The sequence below is a fragment of the Puniceibacterium sp. IMCC21224 genome (assembly GCF_001038505.1).
Lineage (GTDB): Bacteria > Pseudomonadota > Alphaproteobacteria > Rhodobacterales > Rhodobacteraceae > Puniceibacterium.
The window spans coordinates 3,119,438-3,139,545 of record NZ_LDPY01000001.1 but is presented as its reverse complement, the minus strand read 5'-3'; the positions used below and the strand labels follow the sequence as shown (position 1 = coordinate 3,139,545).

Annotated in this window: 25 protein-coding genes and 1 tRNA gene; 21 read left to right on the top strand and 5 right to left on the bottom strand. The window is 60.5% G+C overall.

The window, feature by feature from the left end; all coding sequences use genetic code 11:
- Nucleotides 1-52: 52 nt before the first annotated feature.
- The gene (locus tag IMCC21224_RS14540; protein WP_047995951.1) at nucleotides 53-976 is read left to right on the top strand and encodes a fatty acid desaturase; all 924 of its coding nucleotides are present in this window, start codon (nucleotides 53-55) and stop codon (nucleotides 974-976) included.
- Nucleotides 977-997: 21 nt separating this feature from the next.
- Nucleotides 998-1,897, top strand: coding sequence for a DMT family transporter (locus tag IMCC21224_RS14535; protein WP_047995950.1), 900 nt, complete (start codon nucleotides 998-1,000; stop codon nucleotides 1,895-1,897).
- 20 nt (nucleotides 1,898-1,917) lie between these two features.
- On the opposite strand, the gene IMCC21224_RS14530 is transcribed toward IMCC21224_RS14535, so the two are convergent.
- Both IMCC21224_RS14530 and IMCC21224_RS14525 read right to left on the bottom strand, forming a co-directional pair.
- Nucleotides 1,918-2,622 (bottom strand): NUDIX hydrolase, encoded by a 705-nt coding sequence (locus IMCC21224_RS14530; protein WP_047995949.1) that lies wholly within the window; start codon nucleotides 2,620-2,622, stop codon nucleotides 1,918-1,920.
- Between the two features lie 27 nt (nucleotides 2,623-2,649).
- Entirely contained in the window at nucleotides 2,650-3,039 is a 390-nt protein-coding gene (locus IMCC21224_RS14525) for a DUF983 domain-containing protein (RefSeq protein WP_047995948.1), read from the bottom strand.
- Between the two features lie 225 nt (nucleotides 3,040-3,264).
- Here IMCC21224_RS14525 and IMCC21224_RS14520 point away from each other — a divergent pair, with 225 nt between their 5' ends.
- The 4 genes from IMCC21224_RS14520 to IMCC21224_RS14505 all read left to right on the top strand — a co-directional run bounded on the left by IMCC21224_RS14520 (nucleotide 3,265) and on the right by IMCC21224_RS14505 (nucleotide 5,280).
- Nucleotides 3,265-3,792 carry an EF-hand domain-containing protein gene (locus IMCC21224_RS14520; RefSeq protein ID WP_047995947.1) on the top strand — a complete coding sequence of 176 codons (528 nt, stop codon included), beginning with the start codon at nucleotides 3,265-3,267 and terminating at the stop codon, nucleotides 3,790-3,792.
- An 80-nt stretch (nucleotides 3,793-3,872) separates the two neighbouring features.
- On the top strand, nucleotides 3,873-4,454 hold the full coding sequence (locus tag IMCC21224_RS14515; RefSeq protein ID WP_047995946.1) for an RNA polymerase sigma factor: 582 nt from the start codon (nucleotides 3,873-3,875) through the stop codon (nucleotides 4,452-4,454).
- Nucleotides 4,444-4,785 (top strand): hypothetical protein, encoded by a 342-nt coding sequence (locus IMCC21224_RS14510; RefSeq protein WP_047995945.1) that lies wholly within the window; start codon nucleotides 4,444-4,446, stop codon nucleotides 4,783-4,785. The genes IMCC21224_RS14515 and IMCC21224_RS14510 overlap by 11 nt, the downstream gene beginning before the upstream one ends.
- A 3-nt stretch (nucleotides 4,786-4,788) precedes the next feature.
- Complete coding sequence (locus tag IMCC21224_RS14505) at nucleotides 4,789-5,280, top strand: periplasmic heavy metal sensor (RefSeq protein ID WP_047995944.1); 492 nt, start codon at nucleotides 4,789-4,791, stop codon at nucleotides 5,278-5,280.
- Between the two features lie 245 nt (nucleotides 5,281-5,525).
- Here the strand turns inward: IMCC21224_RS14505 and IMCC21224_RS14500 are convergent, their stop codons facing one another.
- Nucleotides 5,526-6,908, bottom strand: a complete 1,383-nt coding sequence (locus IMCC21224_RS14500; protein ID WP_047995943.1) for a diguanylate cyclase domain-containing protein — start codon at nucleotides 6,906-6,908, stop codon at nucleotides 5,526-5,528.
- 113 nt (nucleotides 6,909-7,021) lie between these two features.
- On the opposite strand from IMCC21224_RS14500, the gene IMCC21224_RS14495 reads away from it, so the two are divergent.
- The 10 genes from IMCC21224_RS14495 (at nucleotide 7,022) to IMCC21224_RS14450 (ending at nucleotide 16,061) form a co-directional block, all read left to right on the top strand.
- A complete protein-coding gene (locus tag IMCC21224_RS14495; RefSeq protein WP_047995942.1) occupies nucleotides 7,022-7,306 on the top strand; it encodes a DUF3572 domain-containing protein in 285 nt (94 codons plus the stop codon).
- On the top strand, nucleotides 7,303-8,019 hold the full coding sequence (locus IMCC21224_RS14490) for an HAD family hydrolase (protein WP_047995941.1): 717 nt from the start codon (nucleotides 7,303-7,305) through the stop codon (nucleotides 8,017-8,019). Before IMCC21224_RS14495 ends, IMCC21224_RS14490 begins: the two co-directional genes overlap by 4 nt.
- Before the next feature lie 108 nt (nucleotides 8,020-8,127).
- Entirely contained in the window at nucleotides 8,128-9,687 is a 1,560-nt protein-coding gene (locus IMCC21224_RS14485; protein WP_047997153.1) for a trimethylamine methyltransferase family protein, read from the top strand.
- Between the two features lie 86 nt (nucleotides 9,688-9,773).
- A complete protein-coding gene (locus IMCC21224_RS14480) occupies nucleotides 9,774-11,489 on the top strand; it encodes a DUF4153 domain-containing protein (RefSeq protein ID WP_082135231.1) in 1,716 nt (571 codons plus the stop codon).
- Between the two features lie 67 nt (nucleotides 11,490-11,556).
- Entirely contained in the window at nucleotides 11,557-12,165 is a 609-nt protein-coding gene (locus IMCC21224_RS14475; RefSeq protein ID WP_047995940.1) for a heme NO-binding domain-containing protein, read from the top strand.
- Complete coding sequence (locus tag IMCC21224_RS14470) at nucleotides 12,162-13,166, top strand: diguanylate cyclase domain-containing protein (protein WP_369796027.1); 1,005 nt, start codon at nucleotides 12,162-12,164, stop codon at nucleotides 13,164-13,166. The genes IMCC21224_RS14475 and IMCC21224_RS14470 overlap by 4 nt, the downstream gene beginning before the upstream one ends.
- 146 nt (nucleotides 13,167-13,312) lie before the next feature.
- A complete protein-coding gene (locus IMCC21224_RS14465) occupies nucleotides 13,313-14,566 on the top strand; it encodes a mechanosensitive ion channel family protein (protein ID WP_231582093.1) in 1,254 nt (417 codons plus the stop codon).
- 62 nt (nucleotides 14,567-14,628) lie between these two features.
- Nucleotides 14,629-14,703, top strand: a tRNA-Gln gene (locus IMCC21224_RS14460).
- 190 nt (nucleotides 14,704-14,893) lie between these two features.
- Nucleotides 14,894-15,541, top strand: a complete 648-nt coding sequence (locus IMCC21224_RS14455; RefSeq protein ID WP_047995937.1) for a hypothetical protein — start codon at nucleotides 14,894-14,896, stop codon at nucleotides 15,539-15,541.
- Nucleotides 15,542-15,557: 16 nt separating this feature from the next.
- Nucleotides 15,558-16,061, top strand: coding sequence for a hypothetical protein (locus tag IMCC21224_RS14450; RefSeq protein ID WP_047995936.1), 504 nt, complete (start codon nucleotides 15,558-15,560; stop codon nucleotides 16,059-16,061).
- Here IMCC21224_RS14450 and IMCC21224_RS14445 read toward each other — a convergent pair.
- Nucleotides 16,032-17,134 (bottom strand): IS3 family transposase gene (locus tag IMCC21224_RS14445; RefSeq protein ID WP_156178069.1). Its coding sequence is split into 2 segments (ribosomal slippage): nucleotides 16,032-16,873 and nucleotides 16,873-17,134, totalling 1,104 coding nucleotides; the frame shifts between segments, so codons are not numbered across the junction. The two genes, IMCC21224_RS14450 and IMCC21224_RS14445, sit on opposite strands and share 30 nt — an antisense overlap.
- A 44-nt stretch (nucleotides 17,135-17,178) precedes the next feature.
- Nucleotides 17,179-17,787 (bottom strand): Crp/Fnr family transcriptional regulator, encoded by a 609-nt coding sequence (locus IMCC21224_RS14435; protein ID WP_197089211.1) that lies wholly within the window; start codon nucleotides 17,785-17,787, stop codon nucleotides 17,179-17,181.
- Here IMCC21224_RS14435 and IMCC21224_RS14430 point away from each other — a divergent pair.
- The 5 genes from IMCC21224_RS14430 to IMCC21224_RS14410 all read left to right on the top strand — a co-directional run bounded on the left by IMCC21224_RS14430 (nucleotide 17,771) and on the right by IMCC21224_RS14410 (nucleotide 20,077).
- Entirely contained in the window at nucleotides 17,771-18,358 is a 588-nt protein-coding gene (locus IMCC21224_RS14430; protein ID WP_053078986.1) for a hypothetical protein, read from the top strand. The two genes, IMCC21224_RS14435 and IMCC21224_RS14430, sit on opposite strands and share 17 nt — an antisense overlap.
- 99 nt (nucleotides 18,359-18,457) lie before the next feature.
- Nucleotides 18,458-18,739, top strand: coding sequence for a hypothetical protein (locus tag IMCC21224_RS14425; RefSeq protein ID WP_047995934.1), 282 nt, complete (start codon nucleotides 18,458-18,460; stop codon nucleotides 18,737-18,739).
- Between the two features lie 92 nt (nucleotides 18,740-18,831).
- Nucleotides 18,832-19,326, top strand: a complete 495-nt coding sequence (locus tag IMCC21224_RS14420) for a DUF411 domain-containing protein (protein WP_047995933.1) — start codon at nucleotides 18,832-18,834, stop codon at nucleotides 19,324-19,326.
- On the top strand, nucleotides 19,323-19,787 hold the full coding sequence (locus IMCC21224_RS14415) for a cytochrome c (protein WP_047995932.1): 465 nt from the start codon (nucleotides 19,323-19,325) through the stop codon (nucleotides 19,785-19,787). The genes IMCC21224_RS14420 and IMCC21224_RS14415 overlap by 4 nt, the downstream gene beginning before the upstream one ends.
- Complete coding sequence (locus IMCC21224_RS14410) at nucleotides 19,784-20,077, top strand: copper resistance protein CopC (RefSeq protein ID WP_047995931.1); 294 nt, start codon at nucleotides 19,784-19,786, stop codon at nucleotides 20,075-20,077. The genes IMCC21224_RS14415 and IMCC21224_RS14410 overlap by 4 nt, the downstream gene beginning before the upstream one ends.
- Nucleotides 20,078-20,108: the final 31 nt, after the last annotated feature.

The window sequence follows — 20,108 nt, the reverse complement described above, 5'->3', positions numbered from 1 at the left end:
GCATGTCACCAGAGCGTTACCCTGCTGACAGTTTCTGACAGAGGGATATGGGATGACGCGTGCGGCACTGCTGCGGGTCTGGGTGCGGTTTTGTGCGATCGAAGCCCCGACACTTGCTCTTTTGATATTGTGTTATGCTGCCTGGGGTTTGGGCACGATCTGGGTGGCGCAGCTTTGGTTGCCGCTTGGCATGGTGCTGGTTGTGCTTAGTACCGCATTGCATTCTTCGCTAAGTCACGAGGCACTGCATGGGCATCCGACGCATGTGCCATGGCTCGATACCGCGCTGGTGTTCCCGGCGCTCAGCGTGGTCGTTCCCTATCTGCGATTCCGCGATACCCATTTGGCGCATCACCGGGACGCGATCCTGACTGATCCCTACGATGATCCAGAGAGTAACTATCTGGATCCAGCAGTCTGGGTACGACAGCCGCACTGGTTCCGGTTTTTGCTGAGTGTGAACAATCGTTTGGCCGGGCGGCTGGTGCTGGGGCCATTGCTGGGCACGATTGCCTTTGTCCGCAGCGACCTGATGCTGGCGATGCGTGGCGACCGCGCGGTGATCCGGGGCTGGCTGTGGCACATCCCGGCGCTGGGGTTGGTGCTGTGGTGGATGCTGGCTGTGGCGCAGATGCCGCTTTGGGCCTGGGGGCTGTCGGTCTATCTGGCGTTGTCGATCCTCAAGATCCGCACGTTTCTGGAACATCAGGCGCATGTGCGGGCGCGTGGCCGTACGGTGGTGATAGAAGATCGCGGGCCGCTTGCGCTGCTCTTTCTCAACAACAACCTGCATGTGGTGCACCATATGCACCCGCGCGTGGCGTGGTATCGGCTGCCCGCACTCTATTTCAACAACCGCATCCGCTATCTGAGCCGCAATGACGGCTATGTCTATCACTCCTACGGGCAAATATTTGCCCGATATTTCTGGCGGGCCAAAGATCCGGTGCCGCATCCCCTCTGGTCAAAGCCCTGAGGTTGGTTGCATAGAGCGGGTATGGAACTCTGGGTCATTGCCACGCTCGCTGCCGCCTTCTTTCAGACGTTGCGATTCATGCTGCACAAAGTGCTGAGCACGACGGGGCTGAGCACCGCCGGATCCACCTTTGCGCGCTTTGCTTATGCTGCGCCGGCCGCGCTTTTGGTTGTGTCGCTGTACTTGTGGGCGCAAGGGATGGCACCTCCTGAATTGTCGTTGCGATTCTGGGGGTTTGCCCTGTGGGGCGCGCTGGGTCAGATCCTGGCGACGATGTGTGTCGTGGCGCTGTTCCGGCAACGCAACTTTGCGGTCGGTATTACCTTTAAGAAGACCGAAGTGATCCAGACTGCGTTGCTGGCTGTCGTGGTGCTGGGCGAACGGGTCAGTCTGGCTGGCTGGGGTGCGATTGGTATCGGGTTGATTGGCGTTTTGTTGTTGTCGGACGCCCCGGGGCCGGGTGGGTTGCTGCGGCGGATCGCCAGTCGCGCGGTGGCGCTGGGGCTGGGGTCGGGCCTGTTGTTCGCGTTCTCCGCAGTGGGATATCGCGGTGCAACGCTGCAGATCCCGAGCGACGATCCCCTGTTGCGCGCAGGTGTGACGCTGGTTTGCGTGACACTGGTTCAGAGCGCGGCGATGGCGTTGTGGCTGCGCTGGCGCGAACCCGGGCAACTTGGCGCGGTCTGGCGCGCGCGCGGGCGGGCGATCTGGCTGGGGCTAAGTTCGATGGCGGGCAGTCTGGGATGGTTCACCGCGTATACGCTGCAACAGGCCGCCTATGTGCAGGCGCTGGGGCAGGTGGAGCTGATCTTTTCTCTGATGGCCTCGGTCCTGTTTTTTCGGGAACGGGTCAGCCGCAGGGAATTGGCGGGGATCGGGTTTCTGACCCTGTCGATCTTGGCGCTGGTTCTGGCGATCTGATCCGCTCGCTTCAGATCACCTCAATCAGGCAGAGGCATACCGCGAAGGCGCAGAAACAGGCTCTCTTCATCGTTATTGCGAAAGAACGGCACCGAAGCGGGCGGATTTGCGTCACGGGTGCGGGCGCTGACTTCTGCCAGCACCACTTCGGTGATGAACGGCAGATCAAAGCTGCGTACCGCATCCAGCGGGATCCATTGCAACAGACTCAGCTCATCCGACGCGGCAGAGAAATCATCGGGATCCGTGGCCAGCGCCCCGGCGTCCAGCAAAAAGAACCGGGCGTCAAACCGGCGCGGGCGACCCGGCGGTGTGATGGCGCGGAACACAAATTGCAGGGCGTCAGCGGTCGGCACGTGGCCGGTTGCGGCAAAACCGGCCCAGTCGGGCGGCGGTGTGGTTCCGGGCCAAACACCGGGCTGTCCCAGCACAAGGCCTGTTTCCTCCCATAATTCGCGGATGGCTGCGGTGGCCAGGGCGTGTGCCAGACCGGGCGCCGCGTCTTCGTTCAGTCGGGCGGCGCACAGGGGCAGCAACGCAGTCGCGAGCGGTATGTCGGCATCCGCAGCGTCAACCGCCCCGCCGGGAAACACAAATTTGTTGGGCATGAACGCCGCCGTCGCGCCGCGTTGCCCCATCAGGATGCGTGGCGTGGTGTCACGGTCGCGCAGCACGATCACGGTTGCCGCGTTGCGGATCGCACTCTTGTCGATTGGCGCTGTCATCTTTGTCCCCTTGCGATGGGGACGTCGTCACGCTGCCCCGGAAAAGCCGTGCATATGGCGCGACCACTGGATCGCAACAATCACACCCTTCAATCTGGGCAACAGATAAAGCGAAAGCGACACGCATCCAACGGCAAAGATCGTGAACAGGATCAGCGGCTCGGGTCGGAAGGTGGTGAACACGAACAGCAACATTGGTGCCATCAGGTGCCCGACGATCAGGATGGTCAGATAGGCCGGCCCGTCATCGGCGCGGGCGTGATGCAGTTCCTCGCGGCAGACCGGGCAGGTGTCGCGCAATTTGAGATACCCGCGCAGCAGTGGTCCCGAGCCACAATTGGGGCATTTCCCGCACCAACCGTTGCGGATCGCAGGCCAGGCCGGACGTTCGTCCATCATGTGCTGATACTCTGTCATCGTGTTGCCCGTTTCTGCCTTGGCTTTCGATCCTATACCTGAGCGATCCTCTAAGAAAGGGAAAGGGGGCATGGTGTCCTTGCGTCCGGATGTCGCAAATAACGGTGTCGTGAACAGGTGCGTTTGAATTTCTGCGACGGAAGTTGCGTGCTGCCCCGTTTGGATTGTCAGAACCAAGGCCGGGAGGGCCCTGGTCGCGAAAAGAAACGCAGAAGGAAACCTGCAATGAAAACGAGCAACATCATCACCGGCGTTCTGGCCGTGGCATTGTCACTGGGTGGCGTCGCGGCACAGGCACATGACCGTGGCGGCGACCGCAAGGATCGCGAGGCACCGCGCCAGATCCTGATGTTCGACGAGATGGACACAAATGGCGATGGTGAGATCACACTGGATGAGATCGAGGCTCAGGGTGCCGCGCGCTTTGCCACTGCCGACACCGATGGTGACGGCCTGCTCAGCGCGGATGAACTGGCGGCACAGGCCCAGGCGCGCAAGGCCGAACGCATGGCCGCCCGCGAGGCCGAGATGACCGAGCGGATGATCGAGCGCCGGGATGCCAATGACGATGGCATGCTGTCACCCGAAGAGATGCAGGGCCGTCGCGATCCAGCCGACATGTTCAAGCGGGTCGACGCGAATGGCGACGGAGTGGTCACTGCCGTGGAATTTGCGGATGCGACCAAGCGCATGCATCACAAGATGGAACGTCGCGATCACGACAAAGGCCAGCGCCACCATAACGACCACTAAACGCCAGAACGCCGGGCGGGTCTGATCCGCCCGGCGTTGCATGCGCGGACCACACAAGGTAGCGCTGAAATGGATAAACCATGCCATTGGACGTGATGAGTGATCTAGACGACGACGCGCTGCTTGAGCGCTATGCGCAGGGCGACGCCGCTGCCGCGCGCGCCCTATCGGTGCGGCTTGGCCCTCGTGTCTTTGGTCACGCCAGCCGGGTGCTGGGCGACCGGGCCGAGGCCGAGGACGTCACGCAAGAGGCTTTGTTGCGTCTGTGGCGGATCGCGCCTGACTGGCGTCCGGGCGAGGCTAAGGTGACGACATGGCTTTACCGGGTCACGGCGAATCTGTGCACCGACCGTTTGCGCCGCAGGCGGAGCACCCCCCTCGACGAGGTGCCCGAGATTGTGGACGAAGCGCTGCCAGTCGAGGTGGCAATGCAGCGCAAGTCGCGTGCAGATGCTTTGCAGGCGTCGCTGCTACAATTGCCGGAACGACAGCGGCAGGCGGTGGTGCTGCGTCATCTCGAAGGGTTGGGCAATCCTGAGATTGCCACCATCATGGACATGAGCACGCGGGCGGTGGAAAGTCTGACCGCGCGCGGCAAGAAGGCGCTTGAGGCCCTGCTGCTGGGCCAGCGCGACGCATTGGGGTTGAACGATGACACATGACAGGGATCGCACGATCGGACTCGATGCTTTTTTCGAGGCGGCGCGAGCGCAGGATTCAGGGGCAGATCCCGATTTTCTGGCACGGCTTCAGGCCGATGCACTGCGCGAAATGCCTGTGGCGCAGCCACGGACCCGTCCGGGCCTTTTGTCCGAGATCTGGCGCGCGATTGGGGGCTGGCCTGCGGTGGCGGGGCTGACGGCGGCGGCGGTCACTGGCCTCTGGGTCGGAATGAGTCCGCCTGAGGTGGTGAGCGATTTGTGGACCGCGTCGGTGTCGCTGGAGTATGTCGACCCGGCGGGGTCGTTCGATTTTGCTATGGTGGAGGGTTGAGCCATGACTGAACGAACTGATGGCAGGCGGCGCTGGGTGCGGATCGCCCTGGTGGTGTCACTGGCGCTGAACCTGGCTGTTGTCGCGGCGCTGGCAGGACTTGCCTTGCGCGGTGGCCCGAAAATGGGCAACGCAGCATCAGAGCGCGAAGGCGGAGCGCCCTATGCCCGCGCACTCGAACCCGAGGACCGTCGTGTCTTTGGGCGGATGATGCGCGACGCATTTCGCAAGTCTGGGCCAGAGCGGGGCGCGATCGCGGCTGACTACCGCTCGGCCGTCGCGGCCTTGCGCGCAGAACCGTTTGACCCCGTGGCGCTTGAGGTGGTGCTGATCCGACAAAACACCCGCGCTGTCGAACGTCAGCAGCTTGGGCAGGGGGTACTGCTGGCCTATATCACAGCTTTGACGCCCGAACAGCGCGCCGCCTATGCCGACCGGCTGGACGTCGGCATTGATCGCGTCGAAGATCGTTGGGGCCATGCCAAGCGCGACTGACGGCGTTGGGGGCCAGGTGCGACGCAGATGCCCGTGGCGGACTGATTTGGTGGCATGCTGCGGTATGCGTCCCGTAGCTGGGAAAATCCGGGGTACTTGAAAATGCCACAAACTATCAGGTTGGGCGATACCGTTCCAATGCTGATGGCAAGGTTTGGTGTGCCGCGTGGCTGTCCCCGGCGACAATGCCCCGCGAGTGCGCCCTGTCAATTCGCCCTGTTGATCCGCTCGCGGGCCAGAGCAGATCAGGCGGCGGCAGTGCCGACCAATGCCTGGTTGCGCCCGTCCGCCTTAGCGGCGTAGAGCGCCCGGTCAGCGCGGTCGATCAGCGACAGAGTTTTCGACCCTTCTGGGGCAGGACCGATTGCAATTCCGATGCTCATCGTGACCGATATTTCGGGCGTGTCGTTGGCGAGCGCGAAAGGGTGTTCGGCGATCAGCCGACAGAGTCGCGATGCCGTGTCCAGCGCATGATCATGCGATGTGTCGGGCATGACGATCAGAAATTCCTCACCACCGATCCGAGCGATCAGATCCGCCGCCCGCAAATTGTCGGCCAGGCGCTGCGCCACGGTCGCAAGCACTGTGTCGCCAGCAAGATGCCCGTGAATGTCATTGACCCGCTTGAAATGGTCCAGATCCGCGATCATCACGGCGAACGGACGCCCGTTCTGTTCGGCACGATCTGACAGGCGCGCCAGATGTGGCAACGCGTAGCGGCGGTTGAACAGTCCGGTCAGTGGGTCGGTTACGGCGGCGCGAAGACCGTCGCGCATATTGGCGCGCAAGTGGTCGTTGGTCCGTTTGCGCGCGATCTGCTTTTGCAGCCGAAGCGCCAGTTCGGGGATATCAAGGTCTCCGACCATCAGATCGTCGGCGCCAAGATCCAGCGCCGCCGCCGCCAGCTGTCGCCGCGTGGACGAAGCGACATAGAGGATTGCCGCATGCCGCGTTTCGGTGCGCGAGCGCAGGTCGGACAACAGGTTGAGCGCCTGACTCTGGCCCAACGCACTTTCGATGATCACAAAAACTTCGGGTGCGTGTTGCAGGTTACGCAAGGCCGCATCGGGCTGCACCACGTCGATTCGTTCGCTCAGGATGCCGCGCAATGCCATGGCCACGGCGTCCAGTGACCCGTCGTGCTGCAACGCGGTCGGGATCAATGCCACTCGGACGGGGCGGGCGAACGGTGCGGCCTCTTCGGCCAGGCCAAGGGTACGATCGGTATCGTCGCGCAGGCGCAGCTCGGATTCGGCATTGCGTGCGCGCAGCAGACTGCGGATCCGGGCGAGCAGGACCACATCGTCGATCGGGCGGGTCAGGACATCGTCGGCACCGGCCTGCAGCGCCTCGATCCGCTGCAACGGCTTGCCCTCTCCCTGTACCAGAATCATCGGGATATCGGCCCAGAGCGGATTGGCGCGGATTTTCCGGCAAAGGCTGTAGCCGTCGGTATCGCACAGCGTCTCGGCGGCGAGGATCAGGTCTGGGCGGTTCCCATTCAGGATCGCCAGGGCATCGGCACCGCTATGCGCCTGGAAAACATCATAGAAGGCGGTCGAAAGTTTGACGCGCAGTATGATGCGATTGGTCGGCAAGCTGTCGACTATGAGGATACGTCCCGTCATCCGTACCGCCTTTTCCCGTTTCTACGGTTTGACAATAAATTGCGCCCTTGCACCCCACATTGTGAGCAGTATTTCTAGGGTTGGTTAACAAACAGTTTCAGAATTGGTTCAAAATGACGTTTTCATCTGAACGGGCCGACATGGTCGGGTTGCAGGCGGTGGCCTGGCTGGCGGGAAATGATGAAATTCTGCCCGTATTCCAGGGCGCTACCGGCGCAGGCGAGGATGATTTTCGCACCGGCCTGTCAGATCCCGAATTTCAGGGCGCCGTGCTGGATTTTCTGCTGATGGATGATGCCTGGATCATGGCATTCTGCGATGCGCAGGGGCTGGCGTATGATGTGCCGATGCAGGCGCGGGCGATGCTGCCGGGTGGGGGGCAGGTGCATTGGACATGACCTCTCCTCAACGCATCGTCGGCATCCTGTTTGACAAGGACGGCACCCTGTTCGATTTTGGCGCGACCTGGGATGTCTGGGCGGGTGACGTTCTGGATGAACTGGCCCAAGGGGATGCGCGACGTCTTGCGGCGTTGGCCGAGGTCGCTTGCTATGATCTTGGGGCGCGGCGGTTTCTGCCGCACAGCCCGATCATCGCGGGGACCAACCGTGAGGCGGCGGAATGCCTGGCGCAGGCGCTGCCGGGCGTTGATATTGACGCGCTTGAGCAACACCTGATGCTGACCTCATCGCAGGCGCCGCTGGTGCCTGCTGTGCCGTTGGCTCCGTTGCTGGATGGGTTTCTTGCGCGGGGTCTATCGCTGGGGGTGATGACCAACGATACCGAATTCGGTGCGCGGACGCATCTGGCCACTGCGGGGGTTGCGGACCGATTCCACTTTATCGCCGGGTTCGATTCCGGGCACGGGGCGAAACCATCACCCCAGCCACTGCTGGCCTTTGCCATTGCACGGGGGCTGGAGCCGGGCAACGTCATCATGGTGGGCGATTCTGCGCATGATCTGATCGCCGGACGAGAGGCAGGAATGCTGTGCGTCGGCGTGCTGACCGGGCCTGCGCCGCGCGCCGCGCTTGCGCCACTGGCAGATGTGGTGCTGCCCGATATCGGACATCTCCCGGACTGGATTCGGGGGCGGGATCAGGTCGGCTGACAGCACGCGGTGCAGCCGTTCGCGCAAAAACGACGCGACTCGTCGCTAATCGACAGGACGAACGCCGACCTGCATGGCCTGCTGTGGCATCAGAGATCGGAGAACCCCATGGCAGATGCAGCAGCCAAACGTCGGCGCAGCGGCGGACGGGCGGGCAACGCGACCCGGCGCGGCACCGCGATCATTGACCAGATGCCTTGGCGTTTGCCGATCAACATTGACCGCCCAACCGAGCCGCTGACCGAAGAGGGCGTCGTGCGGATCCATGACACGGCGATGCGCATTCTCGAAGAGATCGGGATTGAATTCCTGAACCCCGAGGCGTTGGAGCTGCTGCGTCAGGCGGGCTGTACCATTCAGGGCGACAACGTCCGGATGGGCCGCGATTTCGTGATGGAGATGGTGGGTAAGGCACCGCGCCAGTTCACCATCACCCCGCGCAACCCGGATCGCCAGATCATCATCGGCGGCAAACACATCCTGTTTGGCAACGTCTCGTCTCCGCCGAACTATTGGGACATGGAGTTGGGCCGCAAGATGTCCGGCACACGCGAAATGTGCCAGAACCTGCTCAAGCTCACCCAGTATTTCAACTGCATCCACTTTGCCGGCGGATATCCTGTTGAACCTGTAGATGTGCATGCCAGCGTCCGGCACCTTGATGTGTTGTTCGACAAGCTGACGCTGACCGACAAGGCAATGCACGCCTATTCGCTGGGTAAGGAGCGTGTCGAGGACGTGATGGAAATGGTGCGCATCGCTGGGGGGCTGACGCACGAGGAATTCGATGCCACACCCCGGATGTATACCAACATCAACTCTACCTCGCCACTGAAGCACGATTTTCCGATGATGGACGGATGGATGCGGCTGGCGCGGCGCGGGCAGGGGCTGGTGGTGACGCCCTTTACGCTGGCGGGGGCGATGGCACCTGTCACCATGGCGGGTGCCGTGGCACAATCACTGGCCGAGGCGCTGTGCGCTGTGGCGCTGGCGCAATGGATCAACCCCGGCGTGGCCTGCGCGATTGGCACCTTTACCTCGAATGTCGACATGAAAAGCGGCGCACCGGCCTTTGGTACGCCGGAATACATGCGGGCGACGCAGATGACCGGCCAGATGGCGCGCTTCTATGGCTTGCCGCTGCGGTCTTCGGGCGTTTGCGCCGCCAATGTGCCCGACGGGCAGGCGATGTGGGAGACCGAGCACAGCCTCTGGGCCGCGGTGCAGTCGGGCACCAACATGGTCTATCACGCGGCCGGTTGGCTTGAGGGTGGATTGATCGCCAGCCCGGAAAAATTCATCATGGATTGCGAGGTGCTGCAGCAGATCCAACGTTATATGGAGCCCGAGATCAGCGACGTGAATGACGACACGCTGGCCTTTGATGCGATCCGCGAAGTCGGCCCCTCGGGGCATTTCTTTGGCATTCAGCACACGCAAGATCGCTATACCTCGGCGTTTTATCAACCGTTCCTGTCGGATTGGAAGAATTTTGAGGCATGGGAGGCCGGGGGCGCGGTGTGGACACCCGAGCGGGCGCACCATTTGTTCAAATTGATCGTGAACGAATTTGAACCGCCTGCGATGGACGCGGGCATTCGCGAAGAGTTGGCCGAATTTGTCGCACGCCGCAAAGCCGAAGGCGGTGCGCCGACCGATTTCTAATCGGGGCAACTGATGCGGGGGCCTGCCTTGCATCCCCGTGCGGCAGCGGTCATCCTTGGTCCCGAAACGCGGGGAGACGAGCTGCCATGGATCCTGAAACTGATGCGCGGCTCAGACCGTTATTGATGCTTTTGGGTGGCTTTGCGGGCGTTGCCGCGTGGCTTTTTGCCGACCATTTCGACGACAGCTTTGCAGATCCGCGTGCGTATATGACGCTTGTCGTATTCGCCTCGGGTTTTTTCGGTGTGTTGCTGGCGTTGGTTGGGCCTGCGCGGCTGGGCCGGTCGTTGCCAGCGGCGCTGGGCATCGCGCTGGTGATGGCGGGGCTGATGTATTGGGCGTCCTTTCGCCATGATGCGCCACGGGACTTTCTTGAAATGGGGTATCCGGGGCTCGCGTGTTTTCTGTTGTGGATGATTGCAACATCATTCGCCGCCGCCGGACTGCGCAACGACACCCGCTGGCATGCCTATGACGTGCTGTTTGATATCAGCTGGCGCGTGTTCATTCGCTATCTGGCGGCGATGTTGTTTACCGGGTTGTTCTGGGGGTTGCTGACTCTGTCGGATGCGCTGTTGCAGCTTGTCGGGCTTCGACTGTTGTCGCTGATACGGTCGGTGGATCCGCTGCCTTGGGTGCTGACCGGGGCGGTGTTCGGTCTGGCGCTGGCCGTGGTTCACGAGATGCGCCGCATGCTGTCGCCCGATCTGCTGCTGGCGCTGCTGCGGCTGCTGGTGCCGGTGGCGCTGGTGGTGATCGCCGTGTTTCTGCTGGCGCTGCCGATGCGCGGGTTGTCCGATCTGGTAGGAAGCCTGTCGGCCGGCGGGACGCTGATGTCTGCGGCTTTGGCCGCGATTGTGCTGGTTACTGTTGCGGTGGATCGCGACACCGATGCAGAAATCGCGCTGCCGTGGATGCGTATTGCGACGCAGACGTTGGCGCTGCTGATCCCGGCGCTGGCGGCGCTGGCGCTTTATGCGCTGTGGTTGCGGGTCGGGCAATATGGCTGGACGCCCGCGCGTCTGACGGCCGTCACAGTTGGGGCTGTTGTCGCGATCTATGGAGTCAGCTTTGGCGGTGCGGTGCTGCTGCGCCACAATTGGGCGGCCCGCATCCGCAAGGCCAACGTCGGTGTGGCGCTTTTGATCGTTGCCATTTCTGCGCTTTGGCTGACGCCGTTAATGGTACCTGAACGGATTGCGGCGCAGGATCAGCTCGCGAGGTACAACGCGGGACGGCTGCCTGCCGACGCACTGCCGCTGCATGAACTCGCCAACGATTGGGGGCGGCCAGGGCGCGAGGTTCTGGCCGTTCTGAAACGCGATCCGACGTTGGGCACCGAATTTAGCAAACAGCTTCAGGACGGGGGTGTCATTCCTCGCGATTCGGTAAAGGCGCGCGCAACTTTGGCCCGTGACATGCCGGTTCGCGGGGCCGATCCGCTGACTGCTGCGATGTTGTCGGATCTGAATGATACGGAGGTGGCGGACTGGCGTGCCGCGTGTGCCCGCACGGTGCGGGGCGGGCCGGGGTGTGGCATGGTTATGGGGCAGTTCTCGGACGCCGCGGTAAAGGGCGTTGTCTTACTGTTGCAAGACGACGGCACATTGCGGGCGCTGTCGGTGATGCTGATGGATAGCCGGATTAAATTGGTGGGCTACGTCGTGACGCTGACGGGGGAAATCGGCGCTGGCCTGCCTCCTTCGGCTCTTGAGGCGTTCCATGCAGGCGAGGTGACGATTGGCCCCTCGATGACCCCGGTGCTGAAGCTGGGTTCAGTCGAAATATTCCCGCACAATTAGAACTGTTACCCCTTTGTTAAGCGAGGGTCGTGCATCTTTTCGGACAATCGAAAGGATGATTTCCGGCATGCACGGATTGATCAACAGGACATTGCAGTTCTTTTTGCAGGATACATACGGTCTGGAGTGCTGGCACGATATTGCCGCCGCCGCCGATCTCAGTGTACCCGAGTTCGAAGCGATGCTGCAATACGATGCGTCAGTGACCGATGCGGTCTTGGACGCTGCGACGCGTCGGTTGGGAAAACCGCGCGATGATTTGCTTGAGGATGTGGGCACGTACCTTGTCTCGCACCCCCACACGGAATCTCTTCGGCGGCTTATGCGGTTCGGTGGTGTGAATTTCTGCGATTTTCTGCACTCCCTCGAAGATTTGCCCGACCGTACACGGCTGGCAGTGCCGGACCTCGATCTTCCGACCCTTGAACTTGATGAATTTGAACAGAACTGCTTTGCCCTGCGGTGTATCGGCCCGATCGACGGTTTCGGGCATGTGCTGGTCGGCGTTCTGCGTGCGATGGCGGATGATTATGGTGCGCTTGTCCTGCTGGAACATGAGGGTCGCACTGAAATGCAGGAAAGTATCTCGATCACCCTGATCGAGACAGATTATTCGGAAGGGCGCGAATTTGATCTTGGCGCGGCTCCGGTGGATCGGCGTCAGGTGGCATCTTGACCCTCACGACGGACATGCTGGACTCACTCTGCCCGATGCATGTTGTCGTGACCGGGGCAGGGGCGATACAGCATGTGGGCGGCACCTTGCAAAAGCTGCGTCCCGACCAGCCTCTGACAGGGGCGCAGTTCCTTGACGTGTTCGAGATTTACCGCCCGCGTCGGGTGAATGACATGGCTGGCATGCTGGCCTGTTCGCACACCAAGCTGCATCTGCGGTTTCGCGCCGCGCCGCGCACCGCGCTCAAGGGGTTGTTGGTACCGGGGCCGGTCGGAGGGGCCGTCATCAATCTGTCATTCGGAATCGGGGTCGTCGATGCCGTGCATGAGTATTCTCTGACCAGCACGGATTTTGCCGCCACCGATCTGACCATCGAGATGCTGTATCTGGTCGAAGCAAAGTCGGCAGCAATGGAGGCATCGCGCACGCTGAACAAACGTCTGCAGGGCGCGATGGTTGCGGCCGAGGAGAGAGCCTTTACCGACACGCTCACCGGGCTGAAGAATCGACGCGCGATGGACTACGTGCTCGACCGGCTTGTTTCCGGGGTTACGGATTTTGCCCTGCTGCATCTGGATCTGGATTTTTTCAAGACCGTGAACGATTCACTGGGCCATGCGGCCGGGGATTATGTGCTGCAACAGGTGGCGGGCATCCTCGTGAACGAGACCCGCAAAAACGACACGGTTGCGCGGGTTGGCGGTGACGAGTTTGTCGTACTGTTCGCAGGACTAGCGGATCAGGAGCGGCTGACCGAGGTCGCTCGTCGTATCATCACCGAATTGGACAAACCGATGTATTTTGGCGGGCAAAGTTGCCGGATCTCAGGAAGTGTCGGCATCACAATTCGCGCGAATGGCGACCGGCGTGACGCAATGCAACTAATGCAAGAGGCTGATATGGCCCTTTACGCCTCCAAACGTGCAGGCCGGGCCTGCCACACCTTCTTCAACGGCGGCATCACCCCCATGCGCGAGGTTAGTATCCCCGTGGCCGAGTAGACAGCCGCGCCCGTTGAAACCTGCAGAAAAGGCTTGTTGCGACACGCATCACGCGCCATCTTGCATCGAAATTTTCGTTTTTTGGACAGCTTTTTATGCGTAATTTTCTTTTAGTTTTACTCATGTGTCTCGTGCCCGTCAGCGCTATGTCTCAGACCGAGGACCAGCCGTCCGGCCCCATCACGATCGAGGATAACGCGAATCGTGACGGGGCTATCGCGGTGCGAATTCGTGAAATTCTGGCACAACTCGACGGGTTCGAAGATGTGACCGTGACTGTCAATTCAGGCATCGTCACGCTGCGCGGGACCACCTTGGACAGCACCACCTCGGCCCGCCTGAATGCGCTTGCGGGGCGGGTCGAAGGCGTGGTGGCGATCGAAAATGAGGTTAGCGAAACCACAGATGTGGTGCGTAGGCTGAACCCTGCGATGCAGCGCTTCATGACGCGGATGCGGCAGGCGGTGGCTTTCGTGCCGCTGGCAGGGGTGGCGCTCACGGTCTTTTCGCTGGTATTGTTGTTTGGCCTGCTGATCGCGCGATTGCGAAATCCGTGGGACCGGCTGGCGCCAAATGCCTTTATCTCGGATATTTACCGGCAGTTGATCCGGCTGGCGTTTTTTGTGGCAGGGGTGGTGATCGCGCTCGACATCCTGGGGGCTACTGCGCTGCTGTCGACCATCCTTGGTGCGGCGGGCATTATTGGTCTGGCCATTGGCTTTGCCGTCCGCGACACAGTCGAGAACTTCATCGCCTCGATCATGCTTTCGATCCGCCAGCCATTTCGCCCAAATGACACGGTCGAGATCGAAGGCGACACCGGCAAGGTGATCCGCCTGACCAGCCGCGCCACGATCCTGCTGAGCTTTGACGGCAACCACATTCGGATCCCCAATGCCACAGTGTTTAAAAGCCGAATCGTAAACTACAGCTATAATGATGAACGCCGCTTTGTCTTTGATTTTGGTCTGGATTATGCGACCGACTTGGTCCTGGCACAGACCGTTGCGCAGACCACCCTCGAAGGTTTGCCGTTTGTATTGTCCAAGCCCAAGGCCAATGTCTGGATCGAGGATATGGCCGACAGCTGGATCGTACTGCGCTGCACCGCCTGGATTCGCCAGCACGACACCAGCATCGTCGCAGCCCGGGGTGAGGCGATGCGCCTTGTGATGGCCGCACTTAGCGCTGAAGGCGTCGTGATGCCGGAACCGACCTTCCGAATCCTCGGCGGGGCCGCCGACATACCGACGACCGAAACCCGAGCCCGCGCGCCGGACCTGTCGCCAGCACAAGATGTTGACGCAGTAATGGAGCAGGAGCTGGAAGACATTGTTGACGACGAACGAGAGCTTTCGAAGGACAAGGATCTGCTGACCCGGCAAGCGCCGACAGAATAGCGAGATTTTTTGCCATTGCGGGCTTGATCACCCGCAAAGGTCCGAGTAAGTAGCCCGACAGTTGGGGTGTAGCCAAGCGGTAAGGCATCGGTTTTTGGTACCGTGTATCGTAGGTTCGAATCCTACCACCCCAGCCAAAAATGCCAAAAATCACAGCAATAACAATAGCTTGCCATTTGGCAGTTTTAGTCCGCGACTCGGCGTTTCGCCGGGGGGCGGATAGCGCCAGCCAGGGCGGCCTGCGCCTTCGGGTGACTCGCGGCGCGGCGCTGGGCGCGCAAGCCCGACAGCAATTTGTGCTTGGAATGGAAAAGAGCCGGATGACGCGTGGTCATCCGGCTCTTTCCTTTTCTGAACTCAGGCAAACGAACTCATTTCCTGCCCGGTTCGGTGATCGGCTCGCTTTCGATCGCCCAGGAAACGGGGTCGGGCGAGATGCTTGAGGCACAATTCAAAGACTACACCAGCAGCGAGCAGGCGCTGATCTGCCGGGACCTCGTGCTCGACCGCATGACCCGGATGGCGGCCGACGCGGTTTCCGTCGAGATCGACGTGGAGACGCGCATCGGCGTCCTGGAAGATGACCTGTTGCAGATCAAGCAACAGATCCGCTCCAGGGATTTCAGCGCGGCCAATGAAGAGGTGCGTCAGTGCTGCGAGCGCCTCCAGCTTCCCTTCAACCCGGATTTCCATGCCGAGTTCGCACGTCTTGTCTGCACAACGCTCCGTCAGCTCCTGAAGCTCGAGATTGATGCCCTCGAAGAGAGTGAAGACCCGCTGGTGAAAGGGTGGGACCTGCTCCAGCGGCATGACATTCGTGTCGTGGACGGGCAGTTGCCCAGGTTCTTCACCGTCTCCGAGGCGCTCGAGATTGCCATAGAGGGTCAAACCGAGGAGATGAAAAAAAAAGCTTCGCACAACAGCGGAACTCGTCATCGCATACGCCGGCGACATTCCGATCGACCGCCTGGGTGACGTGACGAAGCAACTCATGGTCTGGATGAGCAGGCTTCCGAAGCTGCACGGCAAATGCCATGGCAACAACCGCTTCCTCAAGGAGCGCGAGATGCCGAAAAAGCAGGAGGAAATCGATGAAGCAGACCAGGAGGACGCCTCGCTCTACGCCCTCTATGCTTCGCGGTCCGACATCTCCGATGCGCAGAAGCGGGCGGAACTTGCCGAACTGCTGACGATCCGCGTAACGCACACCAATCTCGAGCGTCACCTCGACAGGCTGCACCAGATCCTGCGGGTCGCTGCCGAAAATGCCGGGTTCAACGGCAAGACCAAGTTGATGACCTATTCCGCACTGTCCAAGGCGATCAAGGCGGATTGCGAGCGCCGGAGGCTGGAGAACGCGTTGTTTCTGCGTGTCACGCAACCGAAACTGCGCTTGCGTTGGGCCGGAGGCCGTGCACTTGCCCCCAACCTTGGACCACCTGGGTCTAGAGATTTCCGGCTTTCGTCAGATCGGTGGGCTGGTTTCACCTTCTGATTTTACGAGCATGATCGGTGACTTGTTTCCGATCGCGCTGTGGGGCCGTTCTTCGTTGTAGTATCTACGCCAAGTCTCCACCTTTTCTGCCGCATCCGCAAGGCTCAAGAACCAATGCGCGTTCAAACATTCCTGGCGAAACTTACCGTTGAAGGCCTCGATGAAGGCGTTGTCTGTCGGTTTTCCTGGCCTGCTAAAATCCAAAACTACGCCCCGATGATAAGCCCACAGATCCAGATCCCGAGAGATAAATTCCGGCCCATTATCGACTCGAATGGTCTTAGGATACCCAATCTTGGCACAAGCCAGATCAAGAGATTTAACCACATCCTCACCGCGATAATTGAACCTTACGTCTAGAATTGGCACATAGCGCGAGAACGTATCGACGACGGTCAAAACGCGCAATTTGCGGCCTGTGGCGAGTTGATCATGCACAAAATCCATTGCCCAGACGTCGTTATTCTTCACAGCTTCTGTGCGAGCATCCCGCAGCTTCGCTTTCACGCGACGTTTCGGTGTCTTGTTGCGCAGTTGAAGACCCATCTCCTTGTAAATACGATATGTTTTTTTAGCGTTCACTGGCCAACCCTCACGCTGCAACACAAAATGGACGCGCCGATATCCATATCGAACGCGTGTCTCACAAATCTCCTTAATGCGCTTTTTCAACGCGGCCGGATCGGTGCGGCGGGATTTGTAATGATAGGTCGAGCAATCAAACCGCAAAGCACCACATGCCTTTCGGATCGACACACGCCAATCAGACCGCATCCCATCGACAAGCTCACGCTTTCGATCCGGCCTTAGAGCTTTCGCTTGATAACGTCCTGCAACATCTCACGATCCAACGTCAGATCAGCGACAATCCGTTTCAAACGGTTGTTCTCGTCTTCCAGATCACGCAACCGGCGCATCTCTGACGGCATCAGCCCCTCATACTTTTTCTTCCAGTTGAAATACGTCGCCGGACTTATCCCGGACTTGCGGCAAATCTCCGCAACCGTCGTGCCCTCATTACCTTGCTTAACAATAAACGCCTTTTGGGCGTCCGTGAATTTGGATGCTTTCATCGCGTCCACTCCTTTTCCAGCCAGGAAAGTAGCAGTCGGAAACTCTAATTCAAAATGGTCCAGTTTTTAGGGGGCAGAGCAAGCGCTGGTGGCGATACACCAATCTGGTCGGCAACCCTGATCCATGCACCTTTCTCAGGCTCTCCATGAACGTCTAGCCAGGCGTCCAGCCGGTCAGAGACGCGACGCAGGCGCAGTATCTCGATGCGCGCGCGCTGCGCTTGAACCTCGCGGGCATGGGTTTCGATGAGGCTTAGAGCCGCGCCAGGTTGATTGTGCAACGCTGACAAGAAATTCGCACGGGGCATGATCGCGACCTGTGCAGGCGCGCGGACAACCGCATCACAATGATATGCTTCGGCGAACAGAGATGCCTCTGCCAGTGCATTGCCTGCCATCGCGACATGTAGAGTCAACACAGTTCCATCTTCCAGTGGCCGTTCCAGCGCTACAGCGCCCGATTGGACAAGGTACATGGACGTGATGCTATCTCCCCGCCGAAACAGAACCATCCCTTGTTCAACGGCGCGGAGCGGCGCGTCATCGAATATGTGCTGCCAATCATACATGATAGATATCATACTACCTTTTTGCAGGATCAGGTAGAGTGCAGCCAAATTTGAGTGGGGTTTCAAAATGCGACTGAAGATCATCCTTGCCGGTACGGCTGTCGTCGCCGGTTCGGCCATAGCACTGGCTCAAACGATGCATGCCGATCATGCCGATGGAATGGATCACGCAGTCCCCGATAAGGATCGCCCTGCTGGGAGCGCGCTGCTGACGGAGCCGGGGCAAGGGGCCTTCGCGGCTCTCTCCGAGGTCGTCCGGGTGCTGGAAGCTGATCCAAACACCAACTGGTCAAGGGTCGATCTGGCGGGCCTGCGAGCGCATCTTGTCGACATGGACCGGTTGATCTCGGATACGGTCGTGACGGAGACGGAATTGCCGAATGGTCTTTCTGCGTCAGCCACGGGTGATGTTGAAACGACTACCACACTGCGCCGAATGGTGCCGGCTCACGCCGCGCAACTGGCGAAGGACGATCGCTGGAGAGTAGAATCCCTGGAGATTGACGACGGGATGGAATTGCGCGTCACAAGTGAAGATCCCGCAGCAATTGCCCGGATTAAGGGCCTTGGGTTCTTTGGATTGATGGCGAGCCAGGAGCATCATCGCGAACATCACCTGATGATGGCGCGCGGGGAAGATGCGAACGTGCATTGAGGCCCGCGATGGGCTGTGACGCTGCGGCAACTTGCAGAATCCATATACCCCGCATAGGTTTTGAGCATGAGGTTGTTCCAGCTCCTTCTTGTCGTCTTGATGACGCTGACCGCCTGCGCTTCTGTGGCGATGGACGCGGGCCATGCGGCCATCATGGAGCATAGCCACGCCGCGGTGATTGAGGCGGCAGAGGATCATCCCGTTTGCTGTTCAGAAAGCGCCGAGAGCAGCCTGACCTGTCATCTCATTCCTGTCCTGATTCCAGTGACTGACCTTCAATGGCCGACCCCTGCTGCCTGCGAGGAAGTCTTGTTTGGCCAAAGCCTGCTGCTGACCGGTATTGAGCTTTCCGGGCCTCTCGACCCGCCGCGCGCGGTGTGATGCTTCCCGTGTCCTTCGGGGCGCGGCCTTGGAATTTGCAATCACACCTGAACGGGCCTTGCCCGTGCGCCCACCCGTCGAAAGATATCCTCATGAAACCGTTCAAGACACTTTTCACCCTCGTTCCTGTCGCTGCCCTCGCGCTTGGTATCGCCACGCTTGGTGCTGCCGGTATGGCCCAGGCGGACAGCAATGGCACCGCGGCAGATCACGGCACCATGCATGTCACCAAGAGCCCGACCTGCGGCTGCTGCGGCGCCTGGGTCGCCCTGGCCCGCGAAGAGGGCTACGACATCGTAGTCACGGATACCCGTGATATCACCAGCGTGAAGCTGAAGAACAACATCCCCGGCACGATGTGGGCCTGCCATACCGCGATGATCGACGGCTATGTGGTCGAAGGCCATGTGCCGTTCGCAGCGCTGGCCAAGCTGCTCGAAGAACGCTCGAAGATTTCCGGCATCTCGGTGCCCGGGATGCCTGACGGCTCGCCTGGCATGGGGAACGACCCGACCGCGCGATACAACGTCATGGCTTTCGGCGGCGATGCTGGTGAAGGTGAGGTCTTCCATAAGGCCGGGCAGTGAAACGGGTCTTGGCACTCGGCCTTGGGGCAGCGGTTCTGGTTGGAGCAGCGGTCCTCGCCTTCGGGTGGGGAACGTCTGCCCCGGAAGGAGCCTTCATCAAACCTTCGGACCCAAAGGTGGTGGCCATTGGGCAGGCGGTTTATGCCGACAACTGCGCCTCCTGCCACGGCGCGGAGCTTGAAGGTCAGCCCAAATGGCGGTCACCCGGTGTTGACGGGCGGCTCCCGGCACCGCCCCACGATAAAACCGGACACACGTGGCATCACGACGGCGACACGCTATTCCGTCTGACCAAACACGGGACCGGCGCTCTGATCGGCGATCCTGACTACGAATCCAACATGCCGATCTATGAGGGTGTGCTTGCGGACCACGAGATCATCGCCGTTCTCAGCTACATCAAATCGACCTGGCCGCGGGACATCCGCGAGAGGCATGACGAAATGGAGAACAGGCAATGAAGCGTATCACCCTGGCACTCGCGGTCACGCTGGTAACTGCGACGACCGCACTGGCGCACTCGAAGGCCGAAGACACGACTCCGGCAGATGGGACGACCGTGGAAACCGTTGCGGTCATCGAATTGCGATTTGATGACCCGATGCGTGTCACCGCGATTAAAGTCACCGGGCCGGACGGGGACCTGGACATCACCCGCGAGACCGGCCTTGATCCCGTGACGGCGTTTCGCGCATTGCCTCCCGATGTTATCCCCGCCGGGGCCTACACGGTTGGACTTGTCGCGATTTAGTTCCGGTCTCTTTCGAGCGATATTCGCAATG